Origin of the sequence: Streptomyces sp. NBC_00988, from assembly GCF_045162645.1 — a bacterium.
Taxonomy (GTDB): domain Bacteria; phylum Actinomycetota; class Actinomycetes; order Streptomycetales; family Streptomycetaceae; genus Streptomyces.
In genome coordinates, this window is the sequence record NZ_CP108730.1 from 10,627,673 (window position 1) to 10,652,884 (window position 25,212).

Below are 25,212 nucleotides of genomic sequence, written 5' to 3' on the forward strand. Positions count from 1 at the left end.
ACCCAACCCGCAACCGAGCTACGGAGCACCCCGCATGCATGACGACCGCAGCCTGGTCGAAGCCCGCCTCAAGCGCGTCCTCGAAGAGCGCATCCGCCCCGCCGTGTACCCCGAGTCCGTGCCGCTGGAGGTGGCCGTCTGGCACGCGCCCGACGAGCCGGTGCCCGTGTCCGAGGGGCTCGCGGGCACATCCGAACCGATCGAGGTGGGTGCCCGGTGGGGTGCTCCCTGGGGTACGAGCTGGTTCCGCGTCACGGGGACCGTCCCCCAGGAGTGGGCCGGGAAGACCGTCGAGGCGCTGCTCGACCTCGGCTTCGACGAGAACATGCCCGGCTTCCAGTGCGAGGGCCTCGTCTACCGGCCCGACGGCACCCCCGTGAAGGGTCTCAACCCGCGCAACCAGTGGGTCAGGATCGGGGCGCCCGTCGCCGGCGGCGAGGAGGTGCGGCTGCACATCGAGGCCGCCTCGAACCCCGTCGTCCTCGACTACCACCCCTTCCTGCCCACGCAGTTGGGTGACAAGGAGACCGCCGGCAGCGAGCCCCAGTACACGCTCACCCGCATGGACCTCGCCGTCCTCGACGAGAACGTGTGGAACCTCGTCCTCGACCTGGAGGTCGCCGGCGAGCTGATGGCCGAGCTGCCCGTGGACTCGGCCCGCCGCTGGGACCTCCTGCGGGCGATCGAGAAGGCGCTGGACGCCGTCGACCTCCAGGACGTCAACGGCACGGCGGAGCGCGCCCGTTCACAGCTCGCGGCCGTTCTGTCGACGCCCGCTGTCCCGTCCGCGCACCGCATCAGCGCGATCGGGCACGCGCACATCGACTCGGCGTGGCTGTGGCCGTTGCGGGAGACGGTCCGAAAGGTGGCGCGCACAACGTCCAACATGACGGCCCTTCTTGAGGACGAGCCCGACTTCATCTTCGCCATGTCGCAGGCGCAGCAGTGGGCTTGGGTGAAGGAGTACCGGCCCGAGGTGTGGGCGCGGGTCAAGAAGGCGGTGGCGGACGGGCGGTTCGTGCCGGCCGGTGGCATGTGGGTCGAGTCGGACACCAACATGCCCGGCTCGGAGGCGATGGCCCGTCAGTTCGTGCACGGGAAGCGGTTCTTCCTCGACGAGTTCGGCATCGAGAACGAGGAGGCCTGGCTGCCCGACACCTTCGGCTTCGCCGCCGGACTGCCGCAGATCATCAAGGCGGCCGGTTCCAAGTGGCTGCTGACACAGAAGATCTCCTGGTCCCAGACCAACAAGTTCCCGCACCACACGTTCCGTTGGGAGGGCATCGACGGCACCCGGATCTTCACCCACTTCCCGCCCGTCGACACCTACAACTGCTCCATGCAGGGCCGCGAGATCGCCCACGCGGCACGCAACTTCAAGGACAAGGGCGTCGCCCGGCACTCCCTCGCCCCCACCGGCTGGGGCGACGGAGGCGGCGGCACGACGCGCGAGATGGTCGCCAAGGCGGCCCGCCTGCGCGACCTCGAAGGCTCCGCGACCGTGGCCTGGGAGACGCCGAAGGAGTTCTTCGAGAAGGCCGAGGCCGAGTACCCCGAACCCCCGGTCTGGGTGGGCGAGTTGTACCTCGAACTCCACCGCGCCACCCTCACCAGCCAGGCCAAGACCAAGCAGGGCAACCGACGCAGCGAACACCTCCTGCGCGAGGCGGAGTTGTGGGCGGCCACGGCTGCCGTCCGGGCCCGATTCCCGTACCCGTACGAGGACTTGGACCGGATCTGGAAGACGGTGCTGCTCCACCAGTTCCACGACATCCTGCCCGGCTCGTCCATCGCCTGGGTGCACCGCGAGGCCCGCCGGACCTACGAGCGGATCGCCGCGGAACTCAACGGCATCATCGACGCGGCCCAGCGCGCGCTGGCCGGGGAGGGCACGACCCCCCTCCTCTTCAACTCAGCGCCGCACAGCCGCGAAGGCGTCCCCGCGGGCGGCGCCCAGACCCCGGCGGTCCAGGGCGAGACGGCACTCGCGACCCGGGTCGGCGGCGGACACGTACTGGAGAACGGCCTCCTCCGCGTCGAGATCGACGGCCGGGGACTCGTCGTCTCCGCCTACGACATCGAGGCCGACCGCGAGACGATCGCCCCGGGCCGGGCCGCGAACCTGCTCCAACTCCACCCGGATTTCCCGAACATGTGGGACGCCTGGGACGTCGACGAGTTCTACCGCAACACGGTCACCGATCTCACGGACGCCGACGAGGTCGTGGCCGACGGGAACGCCGTCCGGATCGAACGGTCCTTCGGCGCGTCCAAGGTCACCCAACTCCTGTCCCTGGCCCCCGGGGAACGGCGGCTGCTCATCGACACCGAGGTCGACTGGCACGAGACCGAGAAGTTCCTCAAGCTCGCCTTCCCGCTGGACGTGCACGCCGAACGGTACGCGTCCGAGACCCAGTTCGGGCACTTCCACCGGCCCACGCACACCAACACCTCATGGGAGGCGGCCAAGTTCGAGGCTTGCAACCACCGCTTCGTACACATGGAGGAACCGGGCTGGGGCGTCGCCGTCGTCAACGACTCGACGTACGGCCACGACGTGACCCGTACCGTCCGCGGCGACGGCGACAACGGTACGACCACCACGGTCCGCGTCTCCCTCCTCCGCGCCCCGCGCTTCCCGGACCCCGAGACCGACCAGGGCGTCCACCGCTTCCGGCACGCACTGGTGCCCGGGGCGGGCATCGGCGACGCCGTACGCGAAGGGTGGCGGATCAACCTGCCGGAGCGGCGGGTCGAGGGCGGGCAGGAGGTCGCGCCGCTGGTGAGCGTCGACCGGGACGCGGTCGTCGTCACGGCGGTGAAGCTCGCCGACGACGGAAGCGGTGACGTCGTGGTGCGGTTCCACGAGGCGCACGGGGGACGGGCGAGGGCGACACTGACGGTGGGCTTCGAGTTCGACGCGGTGGAGGTCGTAGACCTGCTGGAGCGGCCGTCGGCCGACGCCAAGGAGGTGACCCGCGAGGGCGATCAACTCACCTTGCGACTGCGCCCGTTCGAGCTGGTGACGCTGCGGCTTCGGCGGTCCTGAGCCGGAACGCCTTTCGCCGGCGGCCGTGATCGCCCGATGATGTGGCGATGAGACGAAGAACGGCCGTCGGCCAGGCCTGGGCCTCCCAACCCGATCCTCTCCTGGGGCTTGCCCGGCAGGAGTTGGAGTTCTACGCGGGGGCGTGCGACCGGGCCAGGTGGCTGCACTACACGACGGAACTCGGCGCTCTCGCCGCCACGTCCGCGACGGTCGTGGCGGCGGGACTGCACGCGCCTGCCTGGCTCACCGCCCTGATCGCGGGCAGCGCCGTCTTCTTCACCGGCATGCGCCAGCTGTTCAGCCCCGGCTCGCGCTGGGTCCTGGCCGCACAGGCACGGGAGGGCCTGCGGCGGGCGATCGACCACTACCTGCTGCTCCCGCAGAGCGAGCGCGACGCGAACGCGCGGGCCGCCCTGCACCGGGCGATAGACGAGGTGGGCACCAGCGAACTGCGCGGATGGGCGGAGGTCCAGGGCCAACGCGGCGAACCGCCGCTGCCCACCGGGGGCGCGTGAATGCCGGGACGGGGCGGGTGTCCTGCGCTGCTCGCTGCGGGCGCCCCGAGACCGTGCGGGTGTGTTTCGTTGTCCGCCGCGGGCGTCTGAGTGCCGGCTCAGGGGAGGTACCCTCCGTTGTTCGCCGCAGGCGCCTGAAAGCCAGGACAGCGCGGGTGCCCTCCAACTAGTCGCCCCGGGCTCCGAACCCCCGCTGCTACGCCCCGAGCTGCGCCCGCAGCCACTCCTCCACCTCGCCCACGTGCGAGGCCGCCGCCGCGCGGGCCGCCTCCGGGTCGCGGGCGACCAACGCCCGGTGGATCGCGGCGTGTTCGCGGCGGGTGCGGGCGAAGGCGTCCTCCTCCTGGTAGCCGCGCCAGACCCGGGCCCGGAACGTCCGGGACGACAGGCCCTCCAGGATCGCGGCCATGGTGTCGTTGCCGGCGGCGGCCGCGATCTCGCGGTGGAAGGCGAGGTCGTGGGCGAGGATCTCCTCCGGGTCGTCGGTGGCGTTCATCGCCGTGAGGTGTTTCTCGACCTCGGCCAGCTGGTCCGGCGTGATGCGGGCCGCGGCCAGGGCCGTCGCCGTCGACTCCAGGATGCGGCGGACCTCCAGCAGCTCCACCAGACCCGGGCCCCGCGAGAGATCGGCGACGACACCGAAGGTCTCCAGCAGGTCGCCGGCCTCCAACTGCGTGACGTAGATGCCCGAACCGTGCCGCGCCTCCAGCACGCCCAGCACCGTGAGCGCGCGGATCGCCTCGCGCATCGAGCTGCGGGAGATGCCCAGTTGGGCCGCGAGATCGCGCTCGGTGGGCAGCCGCTGCCCCGGCTCCAGGCGGCCCTCGCCGATCAACGCCTTGATCGAGTCGATGGCGCGCTGCGTCACCGTGCCCTTCGGCGCAGCGGCCCCCGGTTCCGTCTCGCTCGGCAGGGTCTCGTCCACGCCACTCCTCCTGTCGCCGGTCCGCGCAGTCTAGTCACGGATGTGGTCGGACCACTACGGCCAGAAACCGCGAATTTTTGGCTCCTGAGGGTGTTGTAGCCCCGAAGTGGTCTGATAAATATTCCGGCAACTGCTCGAACACGCTCGATGAGGAGCCCGACAGATGGCCGGCAGCACAGTGCGGAACGGACGGCAAGGCAGACGACTGACCGCGTGGGCGGTGCGTGCGACGGCAGCGGCCGCGTGCGGCACCCTCGCGCTCACGGCATGCGGCAGCACCAAGGACACTGGTGCAAGCAGCGCCAGTGGCGGCACCGGCAAGGTGGGGGTGATCCTGCCGCTGCTGACCTCGCCGTTCTGGCAGTCGTACAACGACTATGTGCCGAAGATGGCGAAGTCCGAAGGTGTCCAGGCGCTGAAGACGGTCAACTCCAACAGCGACCCCTCGCAGCAGATCACCGACATCAACAACGAGCTGAACCAGGGCGTCAAGGGCCTGGTCGTCGCCCCGCTGGACAGTGCCGCCATCGAAGCCGGCCTTGACCAGGCCGAGCGCAAGGGCGTGCCGGTCGTCGCCGTCGACGTGGCGCCCGACAAGGGCAAGGTCGCGATGGTCGTGCGCGCCGACAACGTCGCGTACGGCGAGAAGGCCTGCGAGTACCTCGGCGCGCACATCACCAGCGGCAAGGTCGTGCAGATCATGGGCGATCTCGCGTCCGTCAACGGCCGTGACCGGTCGGAGGCGTTCAGGGCTTGCGTCAAGAAGAAGTACCCGAAGCTCAAGGTCCTGGAGATCCCCGCCAAGTGGGAGTCCGACACGGCCGCCTCGAAGCTCGACACGCTCCTCAACGCCAACCCCGACATCAAGGGCATCTACATGCAGGCGGGCGGCGTCTACCTCGCGCCCACCCTCCAAACCCTCAAGTCCAAGGGCCTGTTGAAGAAGGCGGGCCAGGCCGGGCACATCATGATCGTCTCGAACGACGGCATCCCGCAGGAGTTCGACGCGATCCGCAAGGGCGAGATCGACGCCACCGTGTCCCAGCCGGCCGACGCCTACGCCAAGTACGGCATGTACTACATCAAGGCGGCGATGGCGGGGAAGACCTTCAAGCCCGGCCCCACCGACCACGACTCCACGATCGTCAAGCTGCCCAGCGGCATCCTGGAGGACCAACTCCCCGCGCCCCTGGTCACCAAGGACAACGTCGACGACCCCAAGCTCTGGGGCAACACGGTCAAATGAGTACTCCAGTGACCACTCCGCTGGTGGAGGCGACGGGAATCGTCAAGCGGTACGGCCCCACCGTCGCCCTCGCCGACGGCCGACTGACCGTACTGCCCGGCGAGTCCCACGCCCTCGTCGGCCGCAACGGCGCCGGCAAGTCCACCCTCGTCACCGTCCTCACCGGACTCCAGGCCCCCGACGAGGGCACGGTCCGCTTCGACGGCGAGCCCGCGCCCCCGCTCACCGACCGCGACGCCTGGCGCGCCAAGGTGGCCTGCGTCTACCAAAAGCCCACGGTCGTCCCCGAGTTGACGGTCGCCGAGAACCTCTTCATCAACCGTCAGCCGCAGTCCCGGGGCGGAATCATCAGCTGGCGCCGGCTGCGCACCGAGGCCGCCGAACTGCTCGACACCTGGGACGTGCACGTCGACCCCGAGGCGCGCACCGCCGACCTCAAGGTCGAGGACCGCCAAATGGTGGAGATCGCCCGGGCGTTGAGCTTCGGCGCCCGGTTCATCGTCCTCGACGAACCGACCGCGCAGCTCGACAACCGGGAGATCGAGCGGCTCTTCACCCGCATGCGGGCGCTGCAGGAGTCCGGTGTCACCTTCCTGTTCATCTCGCACCACCTCCAGGAGGTGTACGAGGTGTGCCAGACCGTCACCGTGCTGCGCGACGCCCGCTGGATCACGACCGCACCGGTCGCCGACCTCCCGCGCCGGGCGCTGGTGGAGGCGATGGCGGGGGAGTCGATCGCCGAACTGGAGGTCCAGCTCAGGGAGTTGGACACCGAGGCGCCCGTCCTCCTCGACGCACGCGGACTCACCTCCGAGTCGTACGAGAACGTCGACCTCACCGTGCGTCGTGGTGAGGTCGTCGGACTCGCCGGATCGAGCGGCAGCGGCAAGATCGAGCTGGCCGAGTCCTTCACCGGGCTGTACACACCGACCGGCGGAACCGCCCAACTCGACGGCGAGAAGCTGCCGTTCGGGGATGTGCAGGCGGCTCTGAAGGCCGGTGTCGGCTGCGTGCCGCGCGACCGGCACGGGCAGGGACTGGTCTTCGGCATGTCCATCGGGGACAACGCCACGATGACGGTCCTGGACCGGCTCGGCCGCTTCGGGTTCGTCGGCACCGAGCGCAAGCGCGTGTTCGCCACCGAGCTGATCGACCGCCTCGACATCCACACCGAGGGCCCCGAACAGCCCGTCTCCGACCTGTCCGGCGGCAACGCGCAGAAGGTCGTCATGGCCCGCGCGCTCGCCTCCGACCCCAGGCTGCTGGTCCTCATCAACCCCACCGCGGGCGTCGACGTGAAGTCCAAGGAGTCACTGCTCGCCCGCATGGACAGCGCCCGCGACGACGGCACCGCCGTGCTCGTCGTCTCCGACGAACTCGACGACCTGCGGCGCTGCGACCGCGTCCTCGTCCTCTTCCACGGCCGTGTCGTCGCCGAGCACCCGGCGGGCTGGCGCGACCACGAGCTGATCGCCTCCATCGAAGGAGTGGACCATGGCTGACACCAAGGCGGCCCCGCCGCTCGCCGTCCCACGCGCCACCGGGGCGGGCTCGGCCCGCACGGTCCTGCTCCGCCGGGCCCGTGAACTCGCCCTCGTACCAGCCCTGTTGGTGCTCCTGGTGCTCGGCGCGATCGTCAACGACTCGTTCCTCACCGAACGGAACCTGATCTCCATCCTGGGCGCCTCCGCCGCGCTCGCGATGGTGGTCCTCGCCGAGTCGCTGATCCTCATCACCGGCAAGATCGACCTGTCGCTGGAGTCGGTTGTCGGCATCGCGCCCGCCATCGGCGCCCTGCTGGTCCTCCCGACGGCAGAGTCCGGCTGGGGCACGGAATGGTCGGCGCCGCTCGCCCTCGTCGCGATCCTCGTGGTCGGCGGGATCATCGGCGCCTTCAACGGCATCCTCGTGGTGAAGTTCAAGCTCAACGCCTTCATCGTCACCCTCGCCATGCTGATCGTGCTGCGCGGTCTGCTGGTCGGCGCCACCAAGGGCAAGACGCTGTTCGGCATGCCCGACTCCTTCTTCACCCTGGCCACCAGCACCTTCCTGAACGTCCCGATGTCGGTGTGGCTGGCCGCGGTCTGCTTCGCGGTCGCCGGGTTCGTGCTCAAGTACCACCGCGTCGGCCGCGCCCTGTACGCGATCGGCGGCAACCAGGAGGCGGCCCGCGCGGCGGGCATCCGCGTCGACCGGATGCTCCTCGGGGTCTCCGTCGTCGCCGGTGTCCTCGCCTCGGTCGGCGGCATCATGCAGACCGGCTACGTCGGCGCGATCAGCGCCAACCAGGGCAACAACATGATCTTCACCGTGATGGCGGCCGCGGTCATCGGCGGCATCAGCCTCGACGGCGGCAAGGGCACCATGTTCGGCGCTCTGACAGGCGTACTCCTCCTGGGAGTTGTCCAGAACCTCCTCACCCTCGCCCAGGTCCCGTCCTTCTGGATCCAGGCCATCTACGGCGGGATCATCCTGGTCGCCCTCATGATCGCCCGCGTGACGACCGGCCGCGCCCAGGACTGACCCCACCGGCCTCCGGCACCCGCACGGCACCGGATCCCTGTTCCCGACCGAAAGGCCCTCCGTGTCCCCGACCCCCGGCCCCCTCGTCCGCGTAACCGCGGTCGAAACCTACGACATCCGCTTCCCCACCTCGCGCGAGCTCGACGGCTCCGACGCGATGAACCCGGACCCCGACTACTCGGCCGCGTACGTAGTGCTGCGCACCGACGCGGCCGACGGGCACGAGGGGCACGGGTTCTCCTTCACCATCGGGCGGGGCAATGATGTCCAGGTCGCCGCGATCGACGCGCTGCGGGACCATGTGGTCGGCTGGTCCGTGGACGAACTCTGCGCGGATCCGGGGTCGTTGAACCGCGAGCTGATCGGCGACAGTCAACTCCGCTGGCTGGGACCCGAGAAGGGCGTGATGCACATGGCGATCGGCGCCGTGATCAACGCGGCCTGGGACCTCACCGCCAAGCGCGCCGGCAAACCGCTGTGGCAGCTCCTCGCCGACGCCGACCCCGAATGGCTCGTCAGCCAGATCGACTTCAGGTACATCACCGACGCGCTCACCCCGGACGAGGCCCTCGACATCCTGCGCCGCGGGAAAGCGGGCGCGGAAGGCCGTAGGAACATCCTGTTGGAGCGCGGCTTCCCCGCCTACACCACCTCTCCCGGCTGGCTCGGCTACGACGACGAGAAGCTCACCCGGCTCGCTGTGCAGGCCGTGGCCGACGGCTTCCGGCAGATCAAGCTGAAGGTCGGCGCCGACCTCGACGACGACATCCGCCGTTGCCGGGTGGCCCGTTCGGTGGTCGGGCCCGACATCCGGATGGCGATCGACGCCAACCAGCGCTGGGACGTGGCCGAGGCGATCCGCTGGACCAAGGCACTCGCCGAGTTCGACCCGTACTGGATCGAGGAACCCACCAGCCCCGACGACGTGTTGGGCCACGCCACCATCCGCGCGGCCGTGGCCCCGGTGAAGGTCGCCACCGGCGAACACGTCCAGAACCGCATCGTCTTCAAGCAGTTGCTGCAGGCGGGCGCCCTCGACATCCTCCAGATAGACGCGGCGCGCGTCGGCGGGGTGAACGAGAACCTCGCGATCCTGCTGCTGGCCGCCAAGTTCGGCGTCCCCGTCTGCCCGCACGCGGGTGGCGTCGGACTGTGCGAACTCGTGCAGCACCTCTCGATGTTCGACTACCTCGCCGTCTCCGGCACCACCGACGACCGCGTCATCGAGTACGTCGATCATCTGCACGACCACTTCCTCGATCCGGTGGTGATCCGCGAAGGTCACTACATGGCACCCACCGCACCCGGGTTCTCGGCCACCATGCGTCCCGAGTCCATCGCGCGCTACACGTTCCCCGGCGGCACCTTCTGGGCCGCCGACCTCGACCGCCAGAAGGGACACGCGGCATGACCGACTTCGAGGGCCTCAAGGCCCTGGTCACCGGCGGCGCCTCCGGCATCGGCCGGGCCACCGCCGAACTCCTCGCCGAACGCGGCGCGTTGGTCGCGGTGCTCGACCTCGACCCGTCCGGCGTCGAGAAGCCGCTGCTCGGCTACCGCGCCGACGTCACCGACGACGCGTCCGTACGACAGGCCGTGGCCGCCGCCGTCGCGGACCTCGGCGGCCTCGACGTGGTGGTCAACAACGCGGGCATCGGCGCTCAGGGCACCGTCGAGGACAACGACGACGAGGAATGGCACCGCGTCTTCGACGTGAACGTCCTCGGCATGGTCCGCGTCGCCCGGGCCGCCCTCCCGCACCTGCGTGAGTCGTCCCACGCGGCGATCGTCAACACCTGCTCGATCGCGGCCACGGCGGGACTGCCCCAACGCGCCCTGTACAGCGCCACCAAGGGCGCCGTGTACTCCCTCACCCTCGCCATGGCCGCCGACCACCTCCGCGAGGGCGTCCGCGTCAACTGCGTCAACCCCGGTACGGCGGACACCCCTTGGGTCGGCCGCCTCCTCGACTCCGCCTCCGACCCGGCCGCCGAACGCGCCGCCCTGGCCGCCCGCCAGCCCTCCGGCCGCCTCGTCTCGGCGGCCGAAGTCGCGGGCGCCGTCGCCTACTTGGCGAGCCCGCTGTCCGGCGCCACCACCGGCACCTCCCTCGCCGTGGACGGCGGCATGCAGGGCCTGCGGCTGCGGCCGGTGGGCCAGTGAGCGCCCTCGGGGAGAGCGGGGTCGAGATCGGCGGGCTCGGCCTCGGTACCGCCCCCCTCGGCAACCTGTTCACAGAGGTCGACGACGAACAGGCGCACCGGGCCGTCAACACGGCCTGGGAGCAAGGGATTCGCTACTTCGACACCGCGCCCCACTACGGCATCGGCCTCTCCGAGCGCCGTCTCGGAGCCGCGCTGCGCGACCGCCCGCGCGCGGAGTACACGATCTCCACGAAGGTCGGCCGACGCCTGGAACCCGTGGAGACGGCGACCGGCGACGACCTCGCCGACGGCTTCGCCGTGCCCGCCACCCAGCGCCGCGTCTGGGACTTCAGCGCCGACGGGATACGCCGCACCCTGGACGCCAGCCTGGACCGGCTCGGCCTCGACCACGTCGACATCGTCTACCTCCACGACCCCGACGACCACGCCGAACAGGCCTTCCGCGAGGGCTATCCGGCCCTGGAGAAGCTCCGCGCGGAGGGTGTCGTCGGCGCGATCGGCGCGGGCATGAACCAGGCCGAGATGCTCACCCGGTTCGTCCAGGACACCGACGTGGACGTCGTGTTGTGCGCGGGCCGCTACACCCTGCTCGACCAGAGCGCCCTCGCCGAACTGCTCCCGGCGGCGGTCGCACGGGGTAAGTCGGTGGTCATCGGCGGGGCCTTCAACTCCGGTCTGCTGGCGGACCCGAAGCCGGACGCGACGTACAACTACGCGCAGGCGCCAGGGGAGTTGCTGGACCGCGCCCTGCGCATGAAGGACGTGGCCGAGCGTCACGGCATCACTCTGCGCGCCGCCGCTCTGGCCTTCTGCGCGGCCCACCCGGCCGTGGCCAGCGTCCTGGTCGGGGCCCGGTCGGAGGCCGAAGTGCGGGACTGCGCCGAGCAGTTCGCCGTTGCCGTGTCCGCCGGGTTCTGGCAGGAACTGCGGGACACGGGTCTCCTGTCCGCCGACGCTCCAGTTCCCGACCTGGACCTCGCCCTCGCCGAGGAACCGTCCGAGGAGGCGTCATGAGAGTCGCCCTGCACACCAAGGTCCGCCCCGACCGCATCACCGAGTACGAGAACGCCCACCTCGACGTCCCCAAGGAACTCACCGCCGCGATCCGCGCCGCCGGTGCCACCTCCTGGACGATCTGGCGCAGCGGCACCGACCTCTTCCACGTCCTGGAATGCGACGACTACGCCCGCCTGCTAGCCGAGTTGGACCAGCTCCCGGTGAACGTCGCATGGCAGGCCCGCATGGCGCAGCTCCTCACCGTGGTGCACGACTACTCCGGCGAGGGCGCCGACGCCGGCCTGCCCGTCGTATGGGAGCTGCCATGACGGTCGACGCCCACCACCACGTCTGGGAACTCTCGGTCCGCGACCAGGACTGGATCACCGGCCCCGAACTCCAGCCCCTGCGCCGGGACTTCACCGTCACCGACCTCGAACCCGAGGCACGGGCGGCCGGCGTCGACCGAACCGTCCTCGTCCAGACCATCACCGTCGCCGAGGAGACCCCGGAGTTCCTCGCCCTCGCCGACGCGCACGACCTGATCGCCGGAGTCGTCGGCTGGACCGACCTCACCCGCCCGGACATCACCGACGAACTGGCCCGCCTGCGCGAACTCCCCGGCGGCCACTACCTCAAGGGCATCCGCCACCAGGTACAGGGCGAGTCCGACCCGAACTGGCTGCTGCGCCCGGACGTTCGCCGAGGCCTCACCGCGGTCGCCGACGCGGGGCTCGTCTACGACCTGCTGGTCCTGCCCCACCAGTTCCCGGCCGCCGTGGAGGTGGCCGCCTCCCTGCCCCAACTCACCTTCGTCCTCGACCACTTGGGCAAACCGCCCGTCGCCTCGGGTCGACTGGAACCCTGGGCGACCTCCCTCCGCTCCCTCTCCGCGCTCCCCAACACGTACTGCAAACTGTCCGGCCTGGTCACGGAGGCCGACTGGAAGACCTGGAGCACGGAGGACCTGCACCCCTACGCGGACACCGCCCTCGACGCCTTCGGTCCGAGCCGCCTGATGTTCGGCTCGGACTGGCCGGTCTGCACCCTGGCGGCGACGTACGGCCAAGTCGCCGATGCAGCAGGCGAGTTGACGGATGACCTCAGTGCGGCCGAACGCACCGAGGTCTTCGAAGGCACCGCCACCCGCGCCTACGGCCTCTGACTCTCTGCCGCCAACCGCGTCGGCGGCAGATACTCCCGCACGAACGTCCGCTCCCAGCACGCGCCCGTCTCCCGCAACTCCCGCCAGCTCGTGTAGCGGTAGCGGAAGAGACGGGCCCGGACGAAGTGCGGGGGCGCGTCGGGCGGGAACGGGGAGCGGCGCAACAGCCGTAGCGTGTCCCGGTCGTTCTCCAGGAGGCGTTCCACCAGGGCGCCGAACCACGGGTCGGCGTAGCCGGGCGAGAGGGCCGCGAACCACATCATCCAGTCCAGCCGCAGGTGATACGGCGCGAACTGGCGTGGCCAGCGCCGTGGATCGCCCGGCTTGCCCCTGAACTCGTACTCCCGCCAGCCGGAGTCCTCGCGGGGTACGGCGTCCGCCGTGCCCTCGACCACCACCTCGTAGCGGATGCGGCTGACGGTGCCGAACGCGCCGTAGGAATTGACCAGATGGAGCGGGTCGAAGGAGCGGTTCATGATCTGGCGGCGGGAGATCATGTTGCGGACCGGGCGGTGGCTGAGCCAGAGCAGCAGCGCGGCGACCGTGAAGACCACGACCTCGTACCAGACGGGTGGGTCGGGTACGGGCGGTGGTGTGTGCGGGAAGCGGATCGCGGACAGGGCCAGCACGATGGTGATCCAGTTCAGCCAGGAGAAGTTGCCGGACAGGACCAGCCACAGCTGGGTCGCGATCATCAGGGACGCGGCGGCCGTCGCGATGGGCTGAGGGGTGAACAGCAGGACGGGGACGATGAGTTGGGTGACGTGGTTGGCCGCTGCCTCTACCCGGTGCAGGGGGCGGGGGAGGTGGTGGAAGAACCAGCTCAGCGGGCCCGGCATCGGCTGCGTCTCGTGGTGGAAGTCCAGGCAGGTCAGCTTGCGCCAGCAGGCGTCGCCGCGCAGTTTGATCAGCCCCGCGCCGAACTCCACCCGGAACAGGATCCAGCGCAGCAGGAACAGCACCACGACCGGCGGGGCCACCTTGTCGTTGCCGAGGAAGACGGCCAGGAAGCCGACCTCCAGCAGCAGTGACTCCCAGCCGAACGCGTACCAGGTCTGGCCCACGTTGACGATCGACAGGTACAGCACCCACGGCGCGAGCCACAGCAACATCCCGGCCCAGAGCGGGAGTCGGGAGTCGAGCCCGGCGGCCAGTGCGGCGGACACCGCGCAGCCCGTCCACGCGCAGGCCGCGAAGAAGCGGTCCGTGTAGTGGAGTTGGAAGATGCCCGGGGCCTGGCGGAACGGCATCCGGGCGAGGAGGCGGGGGACCGGCAGCATGCCGCGTTCGCCGATCAGCGCGCGGAACTGGCGGGCCGCCGTGAGGAACGCGATCAGGTAGACGCCGGCCAGAGCTCGTTGGAAGACCAGTCGGCTCAGCCAGTAGTCGGGCGCGGTGAACCATGCCATGACCGTGCGTTCCTCCCTCCGTCGTCGCGCCTGAGCAGGCCGTCACTCTCCGCGTTCCATGCCTCCGGTTGCGTAACCCAAGTGAGTGAAGCAGACAATAGTGGCGAATCACCCGGCTTGAGGCGGGAGAACACGGTGCGCACATCCACCGGAACCATCGCCACTGCCTGCGCGCTCTCGGCGACGCTCCTCGTCGCCGGGTGCGGCGGCGACGGCGGCAAGGACACGAAGTCGAGCGGCGAGGTCTTCCTGCAGCCCGTCGCGGCACAGGGCCCCGACCCCTTCACGGACTCCACGGCCACCGCGCCGAGCGTCCCACCACGGGTCACCCGAACGCCGCAATCGACACCTCGGAAGTCGACGCCTCCGCAGGCGACACCCACGGGGACCGTGTCCACGCCCTCCGGCCGTGTGCGTTCCGTCTCCGGCGCCACACCGGGCCTGTACGGCGGGACCGCGCGGACCGGCAGTTGTGACGTCGAGCGGCAGATCTCCTATCTCACCCGCGACCAGGCCAAGGCCCGCGCCTTCGCGCAGGCCGAGGGGATCTCCCCGGGCGGGATCCCCGGCTATCTGCGCGGGCTGACCTCGGTCGTGCTGCGCGCCGACACCCAGGTCACCAACCACGGGTTCCGGGACGCTCAGGTGACCGGGTTCCAGTCGGTCCTCCAGGCCGGTACCGCCGTCCTCGTCGACAACCGGGGCGTGCCCCGCGTTCGCTGCGCCTGCGGCAACCCGCTCAAGGCGGGTTCGGCGAGCCAGGGTGCGATGGCAGACAACGGTCGGCCTTGGTCCGGGTTCCGGCCTGCCGAGGTGGTCGTGGTGACCCCGGCACCTCAGGTGATCACCAACATCACGATCATCAACATCGTCGACAACACGTGGATCGAACGGCCCCTCGGTCATCGCGGGCCCCACCACGACCACGTCGTACCCCGGCCGCCGCATGTGACGCCGACGCCGACACCGTCCCGTACGGGTCCGTCGCCGCGACCGCACGACAGCGGGTCCAGTGCCTCGCCTGGCGACACGAGTCCCTCGCCCAGCAGCAGCGCGAGCACCTCTCCGGGTGTCTCTCCGGGCGACGGGAGCGCGTCCCCGAGCGACGGCCGGAGCGCCGCCCCGGAGAAGTCCGCCACCGACTGCGTCACCCCGACCGTCACGGTCACCCCGGGCGCGACCGGCAACGCACCGGGTGAGGCACCCTCCCCGGGTCCCACGGACTGCCCCGCCGCCACCGTCACGGCCACCCCGACGACCAGCCCGCCCGGCAGCACGTCCACCCCCTCGCCGCGCGGAGCCACCCCGAGCACCGAGACGCCCTCCGCGGCGGAGCCGTCCCAGGGCCAGGACTCCCCGGACGAGATCGGTCCGCCGAGCGTGCCGGAGACCCCCGACCTGCCAGACGGCGGCGGGCTGATCCCCGACGACACCACCACCGGCAGCATCTTCGACAGCCCGACGAACGTGTTCGACGGCTGACCGCACAGGGTGCCGCCGTAGCGCTCGGACAAGTCGAATAATCGGGCAAATCCTGGCAAGGTGGGCCGCATGGTTGATCGGGGAGCGAGCGCCCTGTCACTCCCGGACGACTGGCCCGCCCACCCGGACCCGATCCTGGCGCTCAACCGCATGGGCAGCTTCGACTGGGACCTGGACAACGGCCTGTTCCACATGGACGCCCAGGCCCACGAGGTCTTCGACCTGCGCCCCGACGAATACGACGGGCGACCCGAGTCGCTGGCGATCCGGGTACCGCCGCCTGAGGGCTACCGGCTCGACGGTCTCGTCTCCCAGGCCCTGAAGGACGGCAGCGAGAACTACGGCGCCTACTTCCGGATGCGGCTGCGCGACGGCTCCCTGCGCTGGACCCACACCCAGGGCTACATCCGGCGCGACGAGACGGGCCGCCCGCGCCGGATCATCGGCATCGTGAGGGACGCCACCCAGGAACTCGCCGAGAGCGCGGCCCGCCGTGAGCAGGCGGCCCAGGACGCGGCGCTGCGCCGGCAGACCAACGTCGTGCAGCTCACCACCGCCGCCCTCGCGCACGCCCGTACCGTCCAGGACGTCATCGACGTCCTCAAGGACACCCACGGTCTCGTCCACCTCGGCGCGACCAGCCTGGTCATGGGCCTGGTCGAGGCCGGCCGTATCCGGCTGGTCGCCGAAGGGCCGGAGGACAGCTTCGTGCCCGGCACGGAGGTCACCCGGATCGACGAGCAGTACCCGATGGGCGAGGTCGTTCGGACCCTCGCCCCGGCGTTCATCGAGTCCCCGGAGGAGTTCGCCGAGCGGTACCCGCTCCTGTGGCCGCACATCACCGAGCTGAACATCACCGCGGCCGCCTATCTGCCGCTGATCGCGCAGGCGCGGCCGATCGGTGCGATGGGTCTGCTCTACAACGACCGGCGCGGTTTCTCGGCGGACGAGCGCAACGTGCTCGTCGCGCTGGGCAGCAGCATCGCGCAGAGCCTGCAGCGCGCCATGTTCTACGAGCAGGAGAAGGACCTCGCGCAGGGTCTTCAGCAGGCGATGCTGCCGCGCGCCATCCCCAGCGTCCCTGGCGCCGACGTCGCCGTCCGCTACCGGTCCGCGAAGCTCGGGCGGGACATCGGCGGTGACTGGTACGACCTGATCCCGCTGCCGGGCGGGCGGGTCGGCGCGGTCATCGGCGACGTCCAGGGCCACGACACGCACGCCGCCGCGGTCATGGGGCAGCTGCGTATCGTCCTCAAGGCGTACGCCGCCGAGGGGCACACCCCGGCCACCGTGATGGCCCGGGCCTCCGTCTTCCTGCACGAACTGGACACCGAGCGCTTCGCGACCTGCCTCTACGCCGAGGTCGATCTGTCGACCGGAGTGGTGCAGGTGGTCAGGGCCGGCCATATCGACCCGCTGGTCCGGCAGTTGGACGGAACGTCTCGCCGGATGACCGTCGTGGGCGGGCTGCCGCTCGGGCTCTCCGCCGAGTTCGGGCGGCTCGAATATCCCGTCTCCACCATCGAACTCGACCCCGGCGAGACCCTGTTGCTGTGCACCGACGGCCTCGTCGAACAGCCCGGGGCCGACCTCGACGACGGCATGCAGACCCTCGCCGCGCTCATCGCCTCCGGCCCCGACGACGTACGCGACCTCGCCGATCTGCTCATCGACGTGGCCGAGGAACGCGGCGGCGAGGACGACGTGGCGCTGCTCCTGCTGCGCCGGCGCGGCCTCGACGCCCCGCAGTCCGGCGGGCGGCTCCAGCAGCATGTGGCGCCCGGCGACTCCGAGGCCCTCACCGGGGCGCGGCACATGATCCGGGCCGCGGTCCGCGCGTGGGGCGCGGGCGAGCGTTCCGACGAGGTCGAGCTGGTCGCCGACGAACTGATCACCAACGCGCTGATGCACACCGAGGGCTCCGCGATCGTCACCCTCAGGGTCCTCGACGGCACCGAACGCCGGCTGCGCGTCGAGGTCGAGGACTCCTCCAGCGCCCTCCCGCGCCGACGCGAGGCGGGCGAGAACGGTGTCTCCGGGCGAGGTCTGCTCCTCGTCGACCTGCTCACGGACGTGTGGGGCGTGGAGGCGCGCGGCAGCGGCAAGTGCGTGTGGTGCGAGTTCCTGGTCCCGGACCGCACCTGAGCTGACCCCACGGGTCTCTGATGGCACCCTGGACGTATGCCGGAACTCCCCGAGGTCGAAGCGCTGAAGGACTTCCTGACCGAACACCTCGTCGGCCACGAGATCGTCCGGGTGCTGCCCGTCGCCATCAGCGTCCTGAAGACGTACGACCCTCCGCCCACCGCGCTGGAGGGACACGAGGTGGTGGCCGTGCACCGGTACGGCAAGTTCCTGGACGTCGAGACGGCCGGCGGCCCGCACTTCGTGACCCACCTCGCCCGCGCGGGCTGGCTGCACTGGAAGGACCGCCTCCCGGACGGCCCGCCCCGCCCCGGCAAGGGCCCCCTCGCGCTCCGCGTGGCCCTGGAGACCGGCGAGGGCTTCGACCTCACGGAGGCGGGCACCCAGAAGCGCCTCGCGGTGTACGTCGTCGCCGACCCGCAGGAGGTCCCGGGCGTCGCCCGCCTCGGCCCCGACCCGCTCGCCGACGACTTCGACGAGACACGCTTCGCCGAACTGCTGAAGGACGAACGCCGCCAACTCAAGGGCGCCCTGCGGGACCAGACCCTGATCGCCGGGGTGGGCAACGCGTACAGCGACGAGATCCTGCACGCGGCGAAGATGTCCCCGTTCAAACTGGCGGCATCCCTGACCCCGGCCGAGACGCACACGCTCTACGAGGCCCTGCACTCGACTCTCAAGGAGGCCATCGAACGCTCCCGAGGCGTGGCGGCAGGCCGCCTGAAGGCGGAGAAGAAGAGCGGCCTACGCGTCCACGGCCGCACCGGCGAGCCCTGCCCGGTCTGCGGCGACACCATCCGCGAGGTCTCCTTCAGCGACTCCTCGCTCCAGTACTGCCCGACCTGCCAGACGGGGGGCAAGCCGCTGGCGGACCGGCGGATGTCGAAACTGCTCAAGTAGCTACCAGGGCACCCCCGTCCCGTCCCACGACAGGAACCGCCCCGTAGGCCCGTCGTCCGGGAGCAGCGCCAGGTCGACGGCCCCCCGTGCCGCCTCCGCCGGATCCCCGTCGCTCGCCGCGGCCCGTTCGTTGAGGTCCGTCGCCCGTAGGCCGGGAGCGAGGGCGTTCACCTTGAAGCCCTCCGCCGCGAGGGACTGGGCGTAGAAGAGGGTCAGGGCGTTGAGCGCCGACTTCGACGAGCGGTACGCGGCGCCCGCTCCGGCGTGGGCGGCGAACTCCCGCTCCGGGTCGGCGCTCCAGGTCAGGGAGCCGGTGCCGCTGGACACGTTCACGATGCGGGGGCGCGGCGAGCGGCGCAGGGCCGGGAGGAACGCGTTGGTGACGGCCAGGACGCCGAAGACGTTCGTCTCGTACGTACGGCGGAAGTCGTCGGGGTCCGCCTCCGGTGCCGGGCTTCCGCCGGCCATGATGCCCGCGTTGTTGACCAGGACGTCGAGGGTGGTCACCTGTTGGGCCGCTTTCGCGATGCTGTCGGGGTCCGTGACGTCGAGGATCAACAGCCTTGCGCCGTCGCCCAGTTCCTTGACGGCTCGTTCGCCCCGGCCCGCGTCGCGCGAGCCGACGTACACGGTGAACCCCTCGGCGACGAGCAGACGGGCAATTTCCTTGCCGATGCCCTTGTTGGCTCCGGTGACGAGTGCTGTGAAATCGTTCATGGGGACGACGATTCCGCAGCCGGGGCCGCCGAACCAGGGACAACCGATCCCTGTCAGCCGGACGGCAGGCGGACGGCGGTCGGAGCGCGGCCGGAAGGCTGCCGGAGGGAGGCACGGTGACCGGCAAGCAGGAACTGGCCCGATTTCTGCGCGGGCGGCGGGAGTCGCTGGTGCCCGCCGATGTGGGGTTGGCCGGTGAACCGTCCCGGCGGACCCTCGGGCTGCGGCGGGAAGAGGTCGCCGAGCTGGCCCACATGTCCGTCGACTACTACGCCCGCCTTGAGCAGGGTCGTGGCCCGCGTCCGTCGCCCCGCATCCTCGACGCCCTCACCGGAGTGTTCCGGCTGACCCCGGCCGAGCGGACCCATCTGTTCCGGCTGGCGGGGACACAGGTGACGCCGCTCGCCGCGCCGGTGCGGACCGTCCGCCCGCATGTGGCCGCCCTGCTGAGCCGTATCCCGGACACGGCGGCCATCGTCACCGACGCCACCTACGACGTCATCGCCTGGAACCCGCTGGCGGGTGCCGTCCTCGGCGGCGATCTCGACGCGCGGCCGAACCTGGCGCGTCGGCGGTTCCTGGGGCGGCCCCAAGAGAGCTCCAGCGCCGAGGAGTTCGGCCACATCGTGGTGTCCCGGCTGCGGCGCGCCGCCGACCGCTACCCCTACGACCCGGGACTCGCCCGTCTGCTGGCCGAACTGCGCGCCGGGAGCGAGGAGTTCAGGGCGATCTGGGAGACCGGCCCGGTGCACGCGCCCGGCCACCGCACCAAGACCCTCACCCACCCGGAGGCGGGACCGCTGCGGGTGAACTGCGATGTGCTCACCGTCCCGCACGACGACCAGCAGGTCGTCTTCGTCACCGCGGACCCGGGGACCCCCTCCGCACGGGCCCTGCGGCAACTGGCCGCCGCGGGACGGGACTTCAGTGCGAGGTGAGCCGTACCAACTGCTGTCCGTCGGCCGTCCGCACGTCGTAGTGGTCGATCTCGGTGGGGTGCATCGCCGAGCCCCCCTGCATCGTGATCATCGTCGCGTCGTGCTCGGGCACCATCCAACTCGTCACGGTCTGCTCGGAACCGTCGCGGCCGACGACCACCAGACGACAGGACCGGGGGCCCGCGCCGTCCTTGATCTTCAGGGACACATCACTGCCGTAGTTCTCGTTCGCGGCCGTGACCTGCGCCCACACGCCCGACTTCGCGTCGGTCGCCGTGAGTTGCACGGCACCGTCGCCGTGCCCGACGAGCGTCGCCACCGCGGGACCGCCCACGGCGAACACCACCGAGGCCGCCACGGCGTACAGAAACCGCCGCCGTCCGGCCCGATGGCGCGTGGCCACCTCGCCGAGCAACCGGTCCAGGAGCCGCGGACCGGGTTGTGCCATGGGGTGCACAGAGCGCGGCGTCGCACGCCGGTACAGCATCAACTGCCGTGAGGCGGGACCGAATTCGGTCACATGAGCCGCGCAACTGGTGCACTCCATGAGGTGATCCTCGAAGCGGAAGGCGTCCGCCTCGTCCAGCACGCCGAGCGCGTACGCGCCGACGTCGCGATGCCTTTCCAGGGACCTCATGCCGAATCCTCGTGCCGTTAGGTGCGGGTGGGGTTACTCCTTGCTCCCATCGGTACGCACCAGACAGTCGAATCACTCAAGGCACACAGAATCCCAAGCAACTGATTCGGAGCGGCCGGGCCCGCGGATTGGTCCCATTTCAAAAAAGATGGATGGCGAGATGGCCGAGCGGCAGACCCAGCTGCCAGGCGGGCGTCCAGACCTTCGGCCCGTCGTCCTCACCGGTCACCGGACCGCCTCCCGGCCCCGGCACCGCGTCCAGATCGGGCGCGAGCAGTTCGGTCTCCTCCAGCCAGCGCCAGGCGGCCTCCGCGAGCGCCAGGTCCGGTGCGTCCGCGCCGGATTCGGCGGCCTCGGCCGTCAACCTGGACATACGTGTCGCGACCCAGTCCTGCCACGGCTGGTCGTACGCCGTGAGCGAAAGCCAGGTCTCCAACTGGGTCACCACTCGGATACCGGACAACTCGCCGTCCGTGTCGGACAGGAAGATGGTCAGCGCCAGCGCGTCCCGACCCGCGCGGAACTCGAAGGACGTCGGCGGCATCAGGTCGCCGGTCCGCAGCAACTCGTCGGCGATGTACTCGGCGTACAACCACGCCATGGGGACGGTGAGTTCACCGCCACCGGTGCCGTCCGTGCTCTCTTGACCTCTGTGCAGCATCCCTTCCTGCCTTCCTCCGGTGCGTGCGCGTCGCCCGGCCCAGGGCTCCGTCAGGAACCCCGAGCCCCCCAGTCCGGAACACGGATGAGGACAGCCGATTACTCAACCGGGTTCTGAGCAAGGCGCTTTACGGAGGTTTGACTAATGGATTGGTTTCACCGCAGGTCGGCCGCATAGCCCGGAAGCACCCGGCGAAGGGCGCGCAGCGCGTAGTACGCGCGGGACTTCACGGTACCGGGCGGAATCCCGAGTGCTGCCGCGGCCTCCGCCACACTCGCCCCGTGGAAATACACCAGCACCAGGACTTCACGGTGCTCCGGAGTGAGTGTCTTCACAGCCTCCCGCACATCGAGCGTCGCCGCCGACCGTTCCGCGTGATCGGCACAGACGCGTGCGTTCTCCAGCACCGCGTCCCCGACCTCCGGCGGTCGCGCCTGCCGGGCCCGGCGCGCGTCGATGGCGAGCCGCCGGCCCACCGTCAGCAGCCAGGGCCGTACGGACTCGAAGGCGTCGGCGCGCAGTGCCTCGGGGTGCTGCCAGGCCCGTACGAGGGTCTCCTGGACGAGGTCCTCGGCGCGCTGGCGGTCGCCGTCGCAGAGCCGGAGCAGCAGCGCGAAGAGCGGCCTGCCGTGCTCGCGCTGCAGTGCGGCGAGCTCGTGCTCGGCGGTCGTTCCGTCTCTGAGCGTGGGTCCGGCCGTCATGGCCGTATGGCATCGCAGGGGGACGTTCGGGGACAGGGGGCGCACGAGGGGCTTGCGGCGGACGGTCGATCGCGTCGACGAACGGTGCGACGAACGGTCCGCGTCACCCGGCGATCCGCCGCACGCGCACACCGGACGGGTCATCAGAGGCCGGAAGTCGTTTGCGGGGACGGTGAAGTTCATACCTATTGGTGGGTAAATATGACCACAGTGGGGTGAATTGATGATCGCACGCAGACAGCAGGTGGCCGTCGCCGTCGCCGGCCTTCTCACCGCGGCCGCCGCCTGCCAGGCCCAGCACCACGACCTGAAGGCGTCCGGCCGCCCGGCGCCGCCCGCCGCCCGCGGCTTCACCCTCGTCGCCGCCGGTGACATCCTCCCGCACAGCGCCGTCGTCGACCGCGCCCGCTTCGACGCCGGTGGCACCGGCTACGACTTCCGGCCGATGCTCGCCGCGGTCCAACCCCTCGTCTCCCGCGCCGATCTGGCGCTGTGCCACATCGAGAGCGTCTACGGCGACTCCACCGGCACCGCGGCCCTCACCTCCCCGCCCGAGGCGGCCCAGGGCCTCGCCGCGACCGGCTACGACAGCTGCTCCACCGCGTCCGACCACAGCCTCGACGAGGGCGCCGTCGGCATCCAGCGCACCCTCGACACCCTCGACCGCGCGGGCGTACGGCACGCGGGGACGGCGCGCACCGACGCCGAGGCGCGCACGGTCACCCTGCTGCGCGCCGGTCCGGCGAAGGTCGCCCACCTCGCCTACACCGCCGACACGAACGGCGTCCCGCTCCCGCCCGCCGAGCCCTGGGTCGTCAACCTCCTCGACCCCGCCCGCGTCCTCGCCGACGCCCGGGCCGCCCGCCGCGCGGGCGCCGACGTGGTCGTCGTCTCCCTGCGCTGGGGCACGGCGGGCCAGCAGGCCCCCGACCCGCAACAGCTCGCGCTGGCCAGGGAACTCACCGCCGCCCGCACCGACGGCCGCCCCGACATCGACCTGATCCTCGGCACCCAGGCCCACGCCCCGCAGGCGTACGAGAAGGTCAACGGCACCTGGGTGGTCTACGGGCTCGGCGACCAGATCACCGGCGAGATGTACGACAACGCGGGCACCCAGGACCCCGGCGGCAACCTGAGCACCCTCGGCCGCTTCACCTTCGTACCGCCCGCCCGGCCCGGTGGGCGCTGGGAGGTGACGAAGGCGGAGTTCGTCCCGCAGCTGTTCGACATCGACGCGGGCCGGGTCGTCGACGTCAACCAGGCGATCGGCCAGGGCGCCGACCTGACCGGCGACCGTGACCGCATCCGCGAGACGGTGCTGAGCCGGGGCGCGGCGAAGGACGGGCTGGTGATGGGGAAGTAGGGGCGTCCTAGTCGATGTCGACGTGCGCGAACGTGGCCAGCATCTGCGTGAGCACCCGTGCGCACGCGCGTACGTCGGCCTCCGTCAGCTCGCCGCCGACCTGGCGCATCAGGTAGTGCTCGCGGCCCAGCACATCGGTGATGGTCGAGCGGCCGGAGTCGGTCAGCCGGATCAGGGAGGACCGCTGGTGCGCCGGGTTCGGCACGCTCTCGACCCAGCCGTGCGCCGCCGCGTCGTTGACCATGCGCTGCACGAACTGCCGGCTCAGCGCCTGGTCGCGGCCCATCTGAGGAACTGTCATGGGCCCGTGCAGGCGCAGCAGGTTCAGGACGGCGCGCACGCCCGCGGACACGCCCTCGACCGGTTCGGCCTGTTCCACCTTGCGCGCCGCGCGCCGGTAGAGCGGGCCGACGAGGTCGAACACCTCGGTGAGGCGATGGCCGAGTTCGTCGGGGGCGAGGGGAGCGGGAGCCGGGGGAGGGGAGTCGTTCACGGCCTCATCATGACACCTGGGTTGCCAAATCCATGGCCAAGATGACACCTTGGTTGTCATGACAGCTGCTTCGGAACTGAGCTTCTTCGCATCTGCCGACGGGGACCTGGCCTACCGCGACGTGGGCACCGGCGACCCCGTGGTCCTCCTCCACTCCGGCTTCGCCGACCACCGCGTCTTCGACGACCAACTGCCGCCCCTGGCCGCCGACTTCCGCGTCATCGCACCCGACATCCGAGGCCACGGCTTCTCGGCCAACGCGAGCGGACCGTTCCGCTGGGCCGACGACCTGGCGGGCCTCCTGCGCCACCTGGACCTCGGCCCCGCGGTCCTGGTCGGCCTGTCCATGGGCGCGGGCGTCGCGACCGACACCGCGCTGGAGCATCCCGAGCTGGTCCGCGCGATCGTCGTCAGCGGCGGCGGCACCAGCGCGTTCGAGTACAAGGACCCGGAGCTGCTGGAACACACGGCCCGCGCCGGGCAGTTGCTCACCACCGGCGACATCCCGGGCTGGCTCGACCAGTTCACGCAAGGGGTGGCTGGCCCGCGCCGCACGGTGGCCGAGGTCGACCCGTCGGTCATCCGCCGCCTGCGCGAACTGACCGCCCACACGATCTCCAAGCACACCCCGGGCGAGAAGGACTGGTACGTCCCGCTGACCGACCCGTGGTCCGGCGTCCCCAAGCTGGACGTCCCGGTCCTGGCCATCCACGGCGCCGCCGACTGGCCCGACAGCATCGCCATGGCGGAACGCTTCGCCCGGACGGTCCCGAACGGCCGCTCCACGACCATCGAAGGCGCCGGCCACTACCCGAACATGGAGAAGCCGGAACGCTTCAACGAGATCCTGATGGACTTTCTCGGCGCGCTCTGACGGAGCGAGGCGGAGGGCTGACCATGGCACGACCGCCGACGGCTACGGCATCACGGCCTGGCTACGCACGGCCGCCGGTGGCTACGGCGTTACCGCCCGGCTCCGGCCCATCGCCACCGGCTATGGCACTACCGCCGGCGGGTACGGCGTCCCCGCCGGGCTGCGGCGCGGCCGCCGTCGGCTAGGGCGTCACCGCCCGGCGAGCGCTCCACTTCACCATCTTCGGCACGGCCGTCGGCGGCTTGGGCGTCCCGCCCAGCCACCGCTCCGCCCCCACCGGCTACCGCCCGACCGCCCGGCGGCTACGG

23 protein-coding genes are annotated in these 25,212 nt (G+C 70.9%); 16 read left to right on the top strand and 7 right to left on the bottom strand.

All coding sequences use genetic code 11. The features are described 5' to 3' along the window. Positions 1 to 34: 34 nt before the first annotated feature. Positions 35 to 3,049, top strand: a complete 3,015-nt coding sequence (locus tag OG496_RS47935; protein ID WP_405975371.1) for an alpha-mannosidase — start codon at positions 35 to 37, stop codon at positions 3,047 to 3,049. A gap of 47 nt (positions 3,050 to 3,096) precedes the next feature. Beyond that, the gene (locus OG496_RS47940) at positions 3,097 to 3,564 is read left to right on the top strand and encodes a DUF4231 domain-containing protein (RefSeq protein WP_405975372.1); all 468 of its coding nucleotides are present in this window, start codon (positions 3,097 to 3,099) and stop codon (positions 3,562 to 3,564) included. Positions 3,565 to 3,760: 196 nt separating this feature from the next. On the opposite strand, the gene OG496_RS47945 is transcribed toward OG496_RS47940, so the two are convergent. Beyond that, the gene (locus tag OG496_RS47945; protein ID WP_405975373.1) at positions 3,761 to 4,489 is read right to left on the bottom strand and encodes a FadR/GntR family transcriptional regulator; all 729 of its coding nucleotides are present in this window, start codon (positions 4,487 to 4,489) and stop codon (positions 3,761 to 3,763) included. Between the two features lie 163 nt (positions 4,490 to 4,652). Here OG496_RS47945 and OG496_RS47950 point away from each other — a divergent pair, with 163 nt between their 5' ends. The 8 genes from OG496_RS47950 to OG496_RS47985 all read left to right on the top strand — a co-directional run bounded on the left by OG496_RS47950 (position 4,653) and on the right by OG496_RS47985 (position 12,584). After that, positions 4,653 to 5,735 (top strand): sugar ABC transporter substrate-binding protein, encoded by a 1,083-nt coding sequence (locus OG496_RS47950; RefSeq protein ID WP_405975374.1) that lies wholly within the window; start codon positions 4,653 to 4,655, stop codon positions 5,733 to 5,735. Next, a complete protein-coding gene (locus OG496_RS47955; RefSeq protein WP_366491773.1) occupies positions 5,732 to 7,237 on the top strand; it encodes a sugar ABC transporter ATP-binding protein in 1,506 nt (501 codons plus the stop codon). The genes OG496_RS47950 and OG496_RS47955 overlap by 4 nt, the downstream gene beginning before the upstream one ends. Continuing rightward, positions 7,230 to 8,258: an ABC transporter permease gene (locus OG496_RS47960; RefSeq protein WP_405975375.1), complete on the top strand. Its 1,029-nt coding sequence runs from the start codon at positions 7,230 to 7,232 to the stop codon at positions 8,256 to 8,258. The genes OG496_RS47955 and OG496_RS47960 overlap by 8 nt, the downstream gene beginning before the upstream one ends. Before the next feature lie 61 nt (positions 8,259 to 8,319). After that, on the top strand, positions 8,320 to 9,669 hold the full coding sequence (locus OG496_RS47965; protein ID WP_399390133.1) for an L-fuconate dehydratase: 1,350 nt from the start codon (positions 8,320 to 8,322) through the stop codon (positions 9,667 to 9,669). After that, on the top strand, positions 9,666 to 10,421 hold the full coding sequence (locus tag OG496_RS47970; protein ID WP_405975376.1) for an SDR family NAD(P)-dependent oxidoreductase: 756 nt from the start codon (positions 9,666 to 9,668) through the stop codon (positions 10,419 to 10,421). The genes OG496_RS47965 and OG496_RS47970 overlap by 4 nt, the downstream gene beginning before the upstream one ends. Further along, on the top strand, positions 10,418 to 11,437 hold the full coding sequence (locus OG496_RS47975) for an aldo/keto reductase (RefSeq protein WP_405975377.1): 1,020 nt from the start codon (positions 10,418 to 10,420) through the stop codon (positions 11,435 to 11,437). Before OG496_RS47970 ends, OG496_RS47975 begins: the two co-directional genes overlap by 4 nt. Continuing rightward, positions 11,434 to 11,748, top strand: coding sequence for an L-rhamnose mutarotase (locus OG496_RS47980; protein WP_405975378.1), 315 nt, complete (start codon positions 11,434 to 11,436; stop codon positions 11,746 to 11,748). Before OG496_RS47975 ends, OG496_RS47980 begins: the two co-directional genes overlap by 4 nt. Then, positions 11,745 to 12,584, top strand: a complete 840-nt coding sequence (locus OG496_RS47985) for an amidohydrolase family protein (RefSeq protein WP_405975379.1) — start codon at positions 11,745 to 11,747, stop codon at positions 12,582 to 12,584. The genes OG496_RS47980 and OG496_RS47985 overlap by 4 nt, the downstream gene beginning before the upstream one ends. On the opposite strand, the gene OG496_RS47990 is transcribed toward OG496_RS47985, so the two are convergent. Continuing rightward, positions 12,572 to 13,993: a lipase maturation factor family protein gene (locus OG496_RS47990; RefSeq protein ID WP_405975380.1), complete on the bottom strand. Its 1,422-nt coding sequence runs from the start codon at positions 13,991 to 13,993 to the stop codon at positions 12,572 to 12,574. The genes OG496_RS47985 and OG496_RS47990 overlap by 13 nt on opposite strands. A gap of 135 nt (positions 13,994 to 14,128) precedes the next feature. On the opposite strand from OG496_RS47990, the gene OG496_RS47995 reads away from it, so the two are divergent. From OG496_RS47995 to OG496_RS48005, 3 genes are all read left to right on the top strand, one after another. Next, positions 14,129 to 15,475, top strand: coding sequence for a DUF6777 domain-containing protein (locus tag OG496_RS47995; RefSeq protein ID WP_405975381.1), 1,347 nt, complete (start codon positions 14,129 to 14,131; stop codon positions 15,473 to 15,475). A 69-nt stretch (positions 15,476 to 15,544) separates the two neighbouring features. Then, the gene (locus tag OG496_RS48000; protein WP_366491765.1) at positions 15,545 to 17,620 is read left to right on the top strand and encodes a SpoIIE family protein phosphatase; all 2,076 of its coding nucleotides are present in this window, start codon (positions 15,545 to 15,547) and stop codon (positions 17,618 to 17,620) included. A gap of 36 nt (positions 17,621 to 17,656) precedes the next feature. Continuing rightward, positions 17,657 to 18,520 (top strand): Fpg/Nei family DNA glycosylase, encoded by an 864-nt coding sequence (locus OG496_RS48005; protein ID WP_405975382.1) that lies wholly within the window; start codon positions 17,657 to 17,659, stop codon positions 18,518 to 18,520. Here the strand turns inward: OG496_RS48005 and OG496_RS48010 are convergent, their stop codons facing one another. Then, a complete protein-coding gene (locus OG496_RS48010; RefSeq protein ID WP_405975383.1) occupies positions 18,521 to 19,237 on the bottom strand; it encodes an SDR family oxidoreductase in 717 nt (238 codons plus the stop codon). Positions 19,238 to 19,353: 116 nt separating this feature from the next. Here OG496_RS48010 and OG496_RS48015 point away from each other — a divergent pair, with 116 nt between their 5' ends. Next, positions 19,354 to 20,175 (top strand): helix-turn-helix transcriptional regulator, encoded by an 822-nt coding sequence (locus OG496_RS48015; RefSeq protein WP_405975384.1) that lies wholly within the window; start codon positions 19,354 to 19,356, stop codon positions 20,173 to 20,175. Here OG496_RS48015 and OG496_RS48020 read toward each other — a convergent pair. From OG496_RS48020 to OG496_RS48030, 3 genes are all read right to left on the bottom strand, one after another. Next, entirely contained in the window at positions 20,162 to 20,812 is a 651-nt protein-coding gene (locus OG496_RS48020; RefSeq protein ID WP_366491761.1) for a zf-HC2 domain-containing protein, read from the bottom strand. The genes OG496_RS48015 and OG496_RS48020 overlap by 14 nt on opposite strands. Positions 20,813 to 20,951: 139 nt before the next feature. Then, positions 20,952 to 21,473: a hypothetical protein gene (locus tag OG496_RS48025; protein WP_033279047.1), complete on the bottom strand. Its 522-nt coding sequence runs from the start codon at positions 21,471 to 21,473 to the stop codon at positions 20,952 to 20,954. Positions 21,474 to 21,628: 155 nt separating this feature from the next. Then, positions 21,629 to 22,174: a sigma-70 family RNA polymerase sigma factor gene (locus OG496_RS48030; RefSeq protein WP_033279046.1), complete on the bottom strand. Its 546-nt coding sequence runs from the start codon at positions 22,172 to 22,174 to the stop codon at positions 21,629 to 21,631. 223 nt (positions 22,175 to 22,397) lie between these two features. On the opposite strand from OG496_RS48030, the gene OG496_RS48035 reads away from it, so the two are divergent. Continuing rightward, complete coding sequence (locus OG496_RS48035; RefSeq protein ID WP_405975385.1) at positions 22,398 to 23,537, top strand: CapA family protein; 1,140 nt, start codon at positions 22,398 to 22,400, stop codon at positions 23,535 to 23,537. A gap of 7 nt (positions 23,538 to 23,544) precedes the next feature. Here OG496_RS48035 and OG496_RS48040 read toward each other — a convergent pair whose 3' ends face one another. Then, entirely contained in the window at positions 23,545 to 24,030 is a 486-nt protein-coding gene (locus OG496_RS48040) for a MarR family winged helix-turn-helix transcriptional regulator (protein WP_405975386.1), read from the bottom strand. Between the two features lie 58 nt (positions 24,031 to 24,088). Here OG496_RS48040 and OG496_RS48045 point away from each other — a divergent pair, with 58 nt between their 5' ends. After that, complete coding sequence (locus tag OG496_RS48045; protein ID WP_405975387.1) at positions 24,089 to 24,904, top strand: alpha/beta fold hydrolase; 816 nt, start codon at positions 24,089 to 24,091, stop codon at positions 24,902 to 24,904. The last annotated feature ends 308 nt before the right edge of the window (positions 24,905 to 25,212 follow it).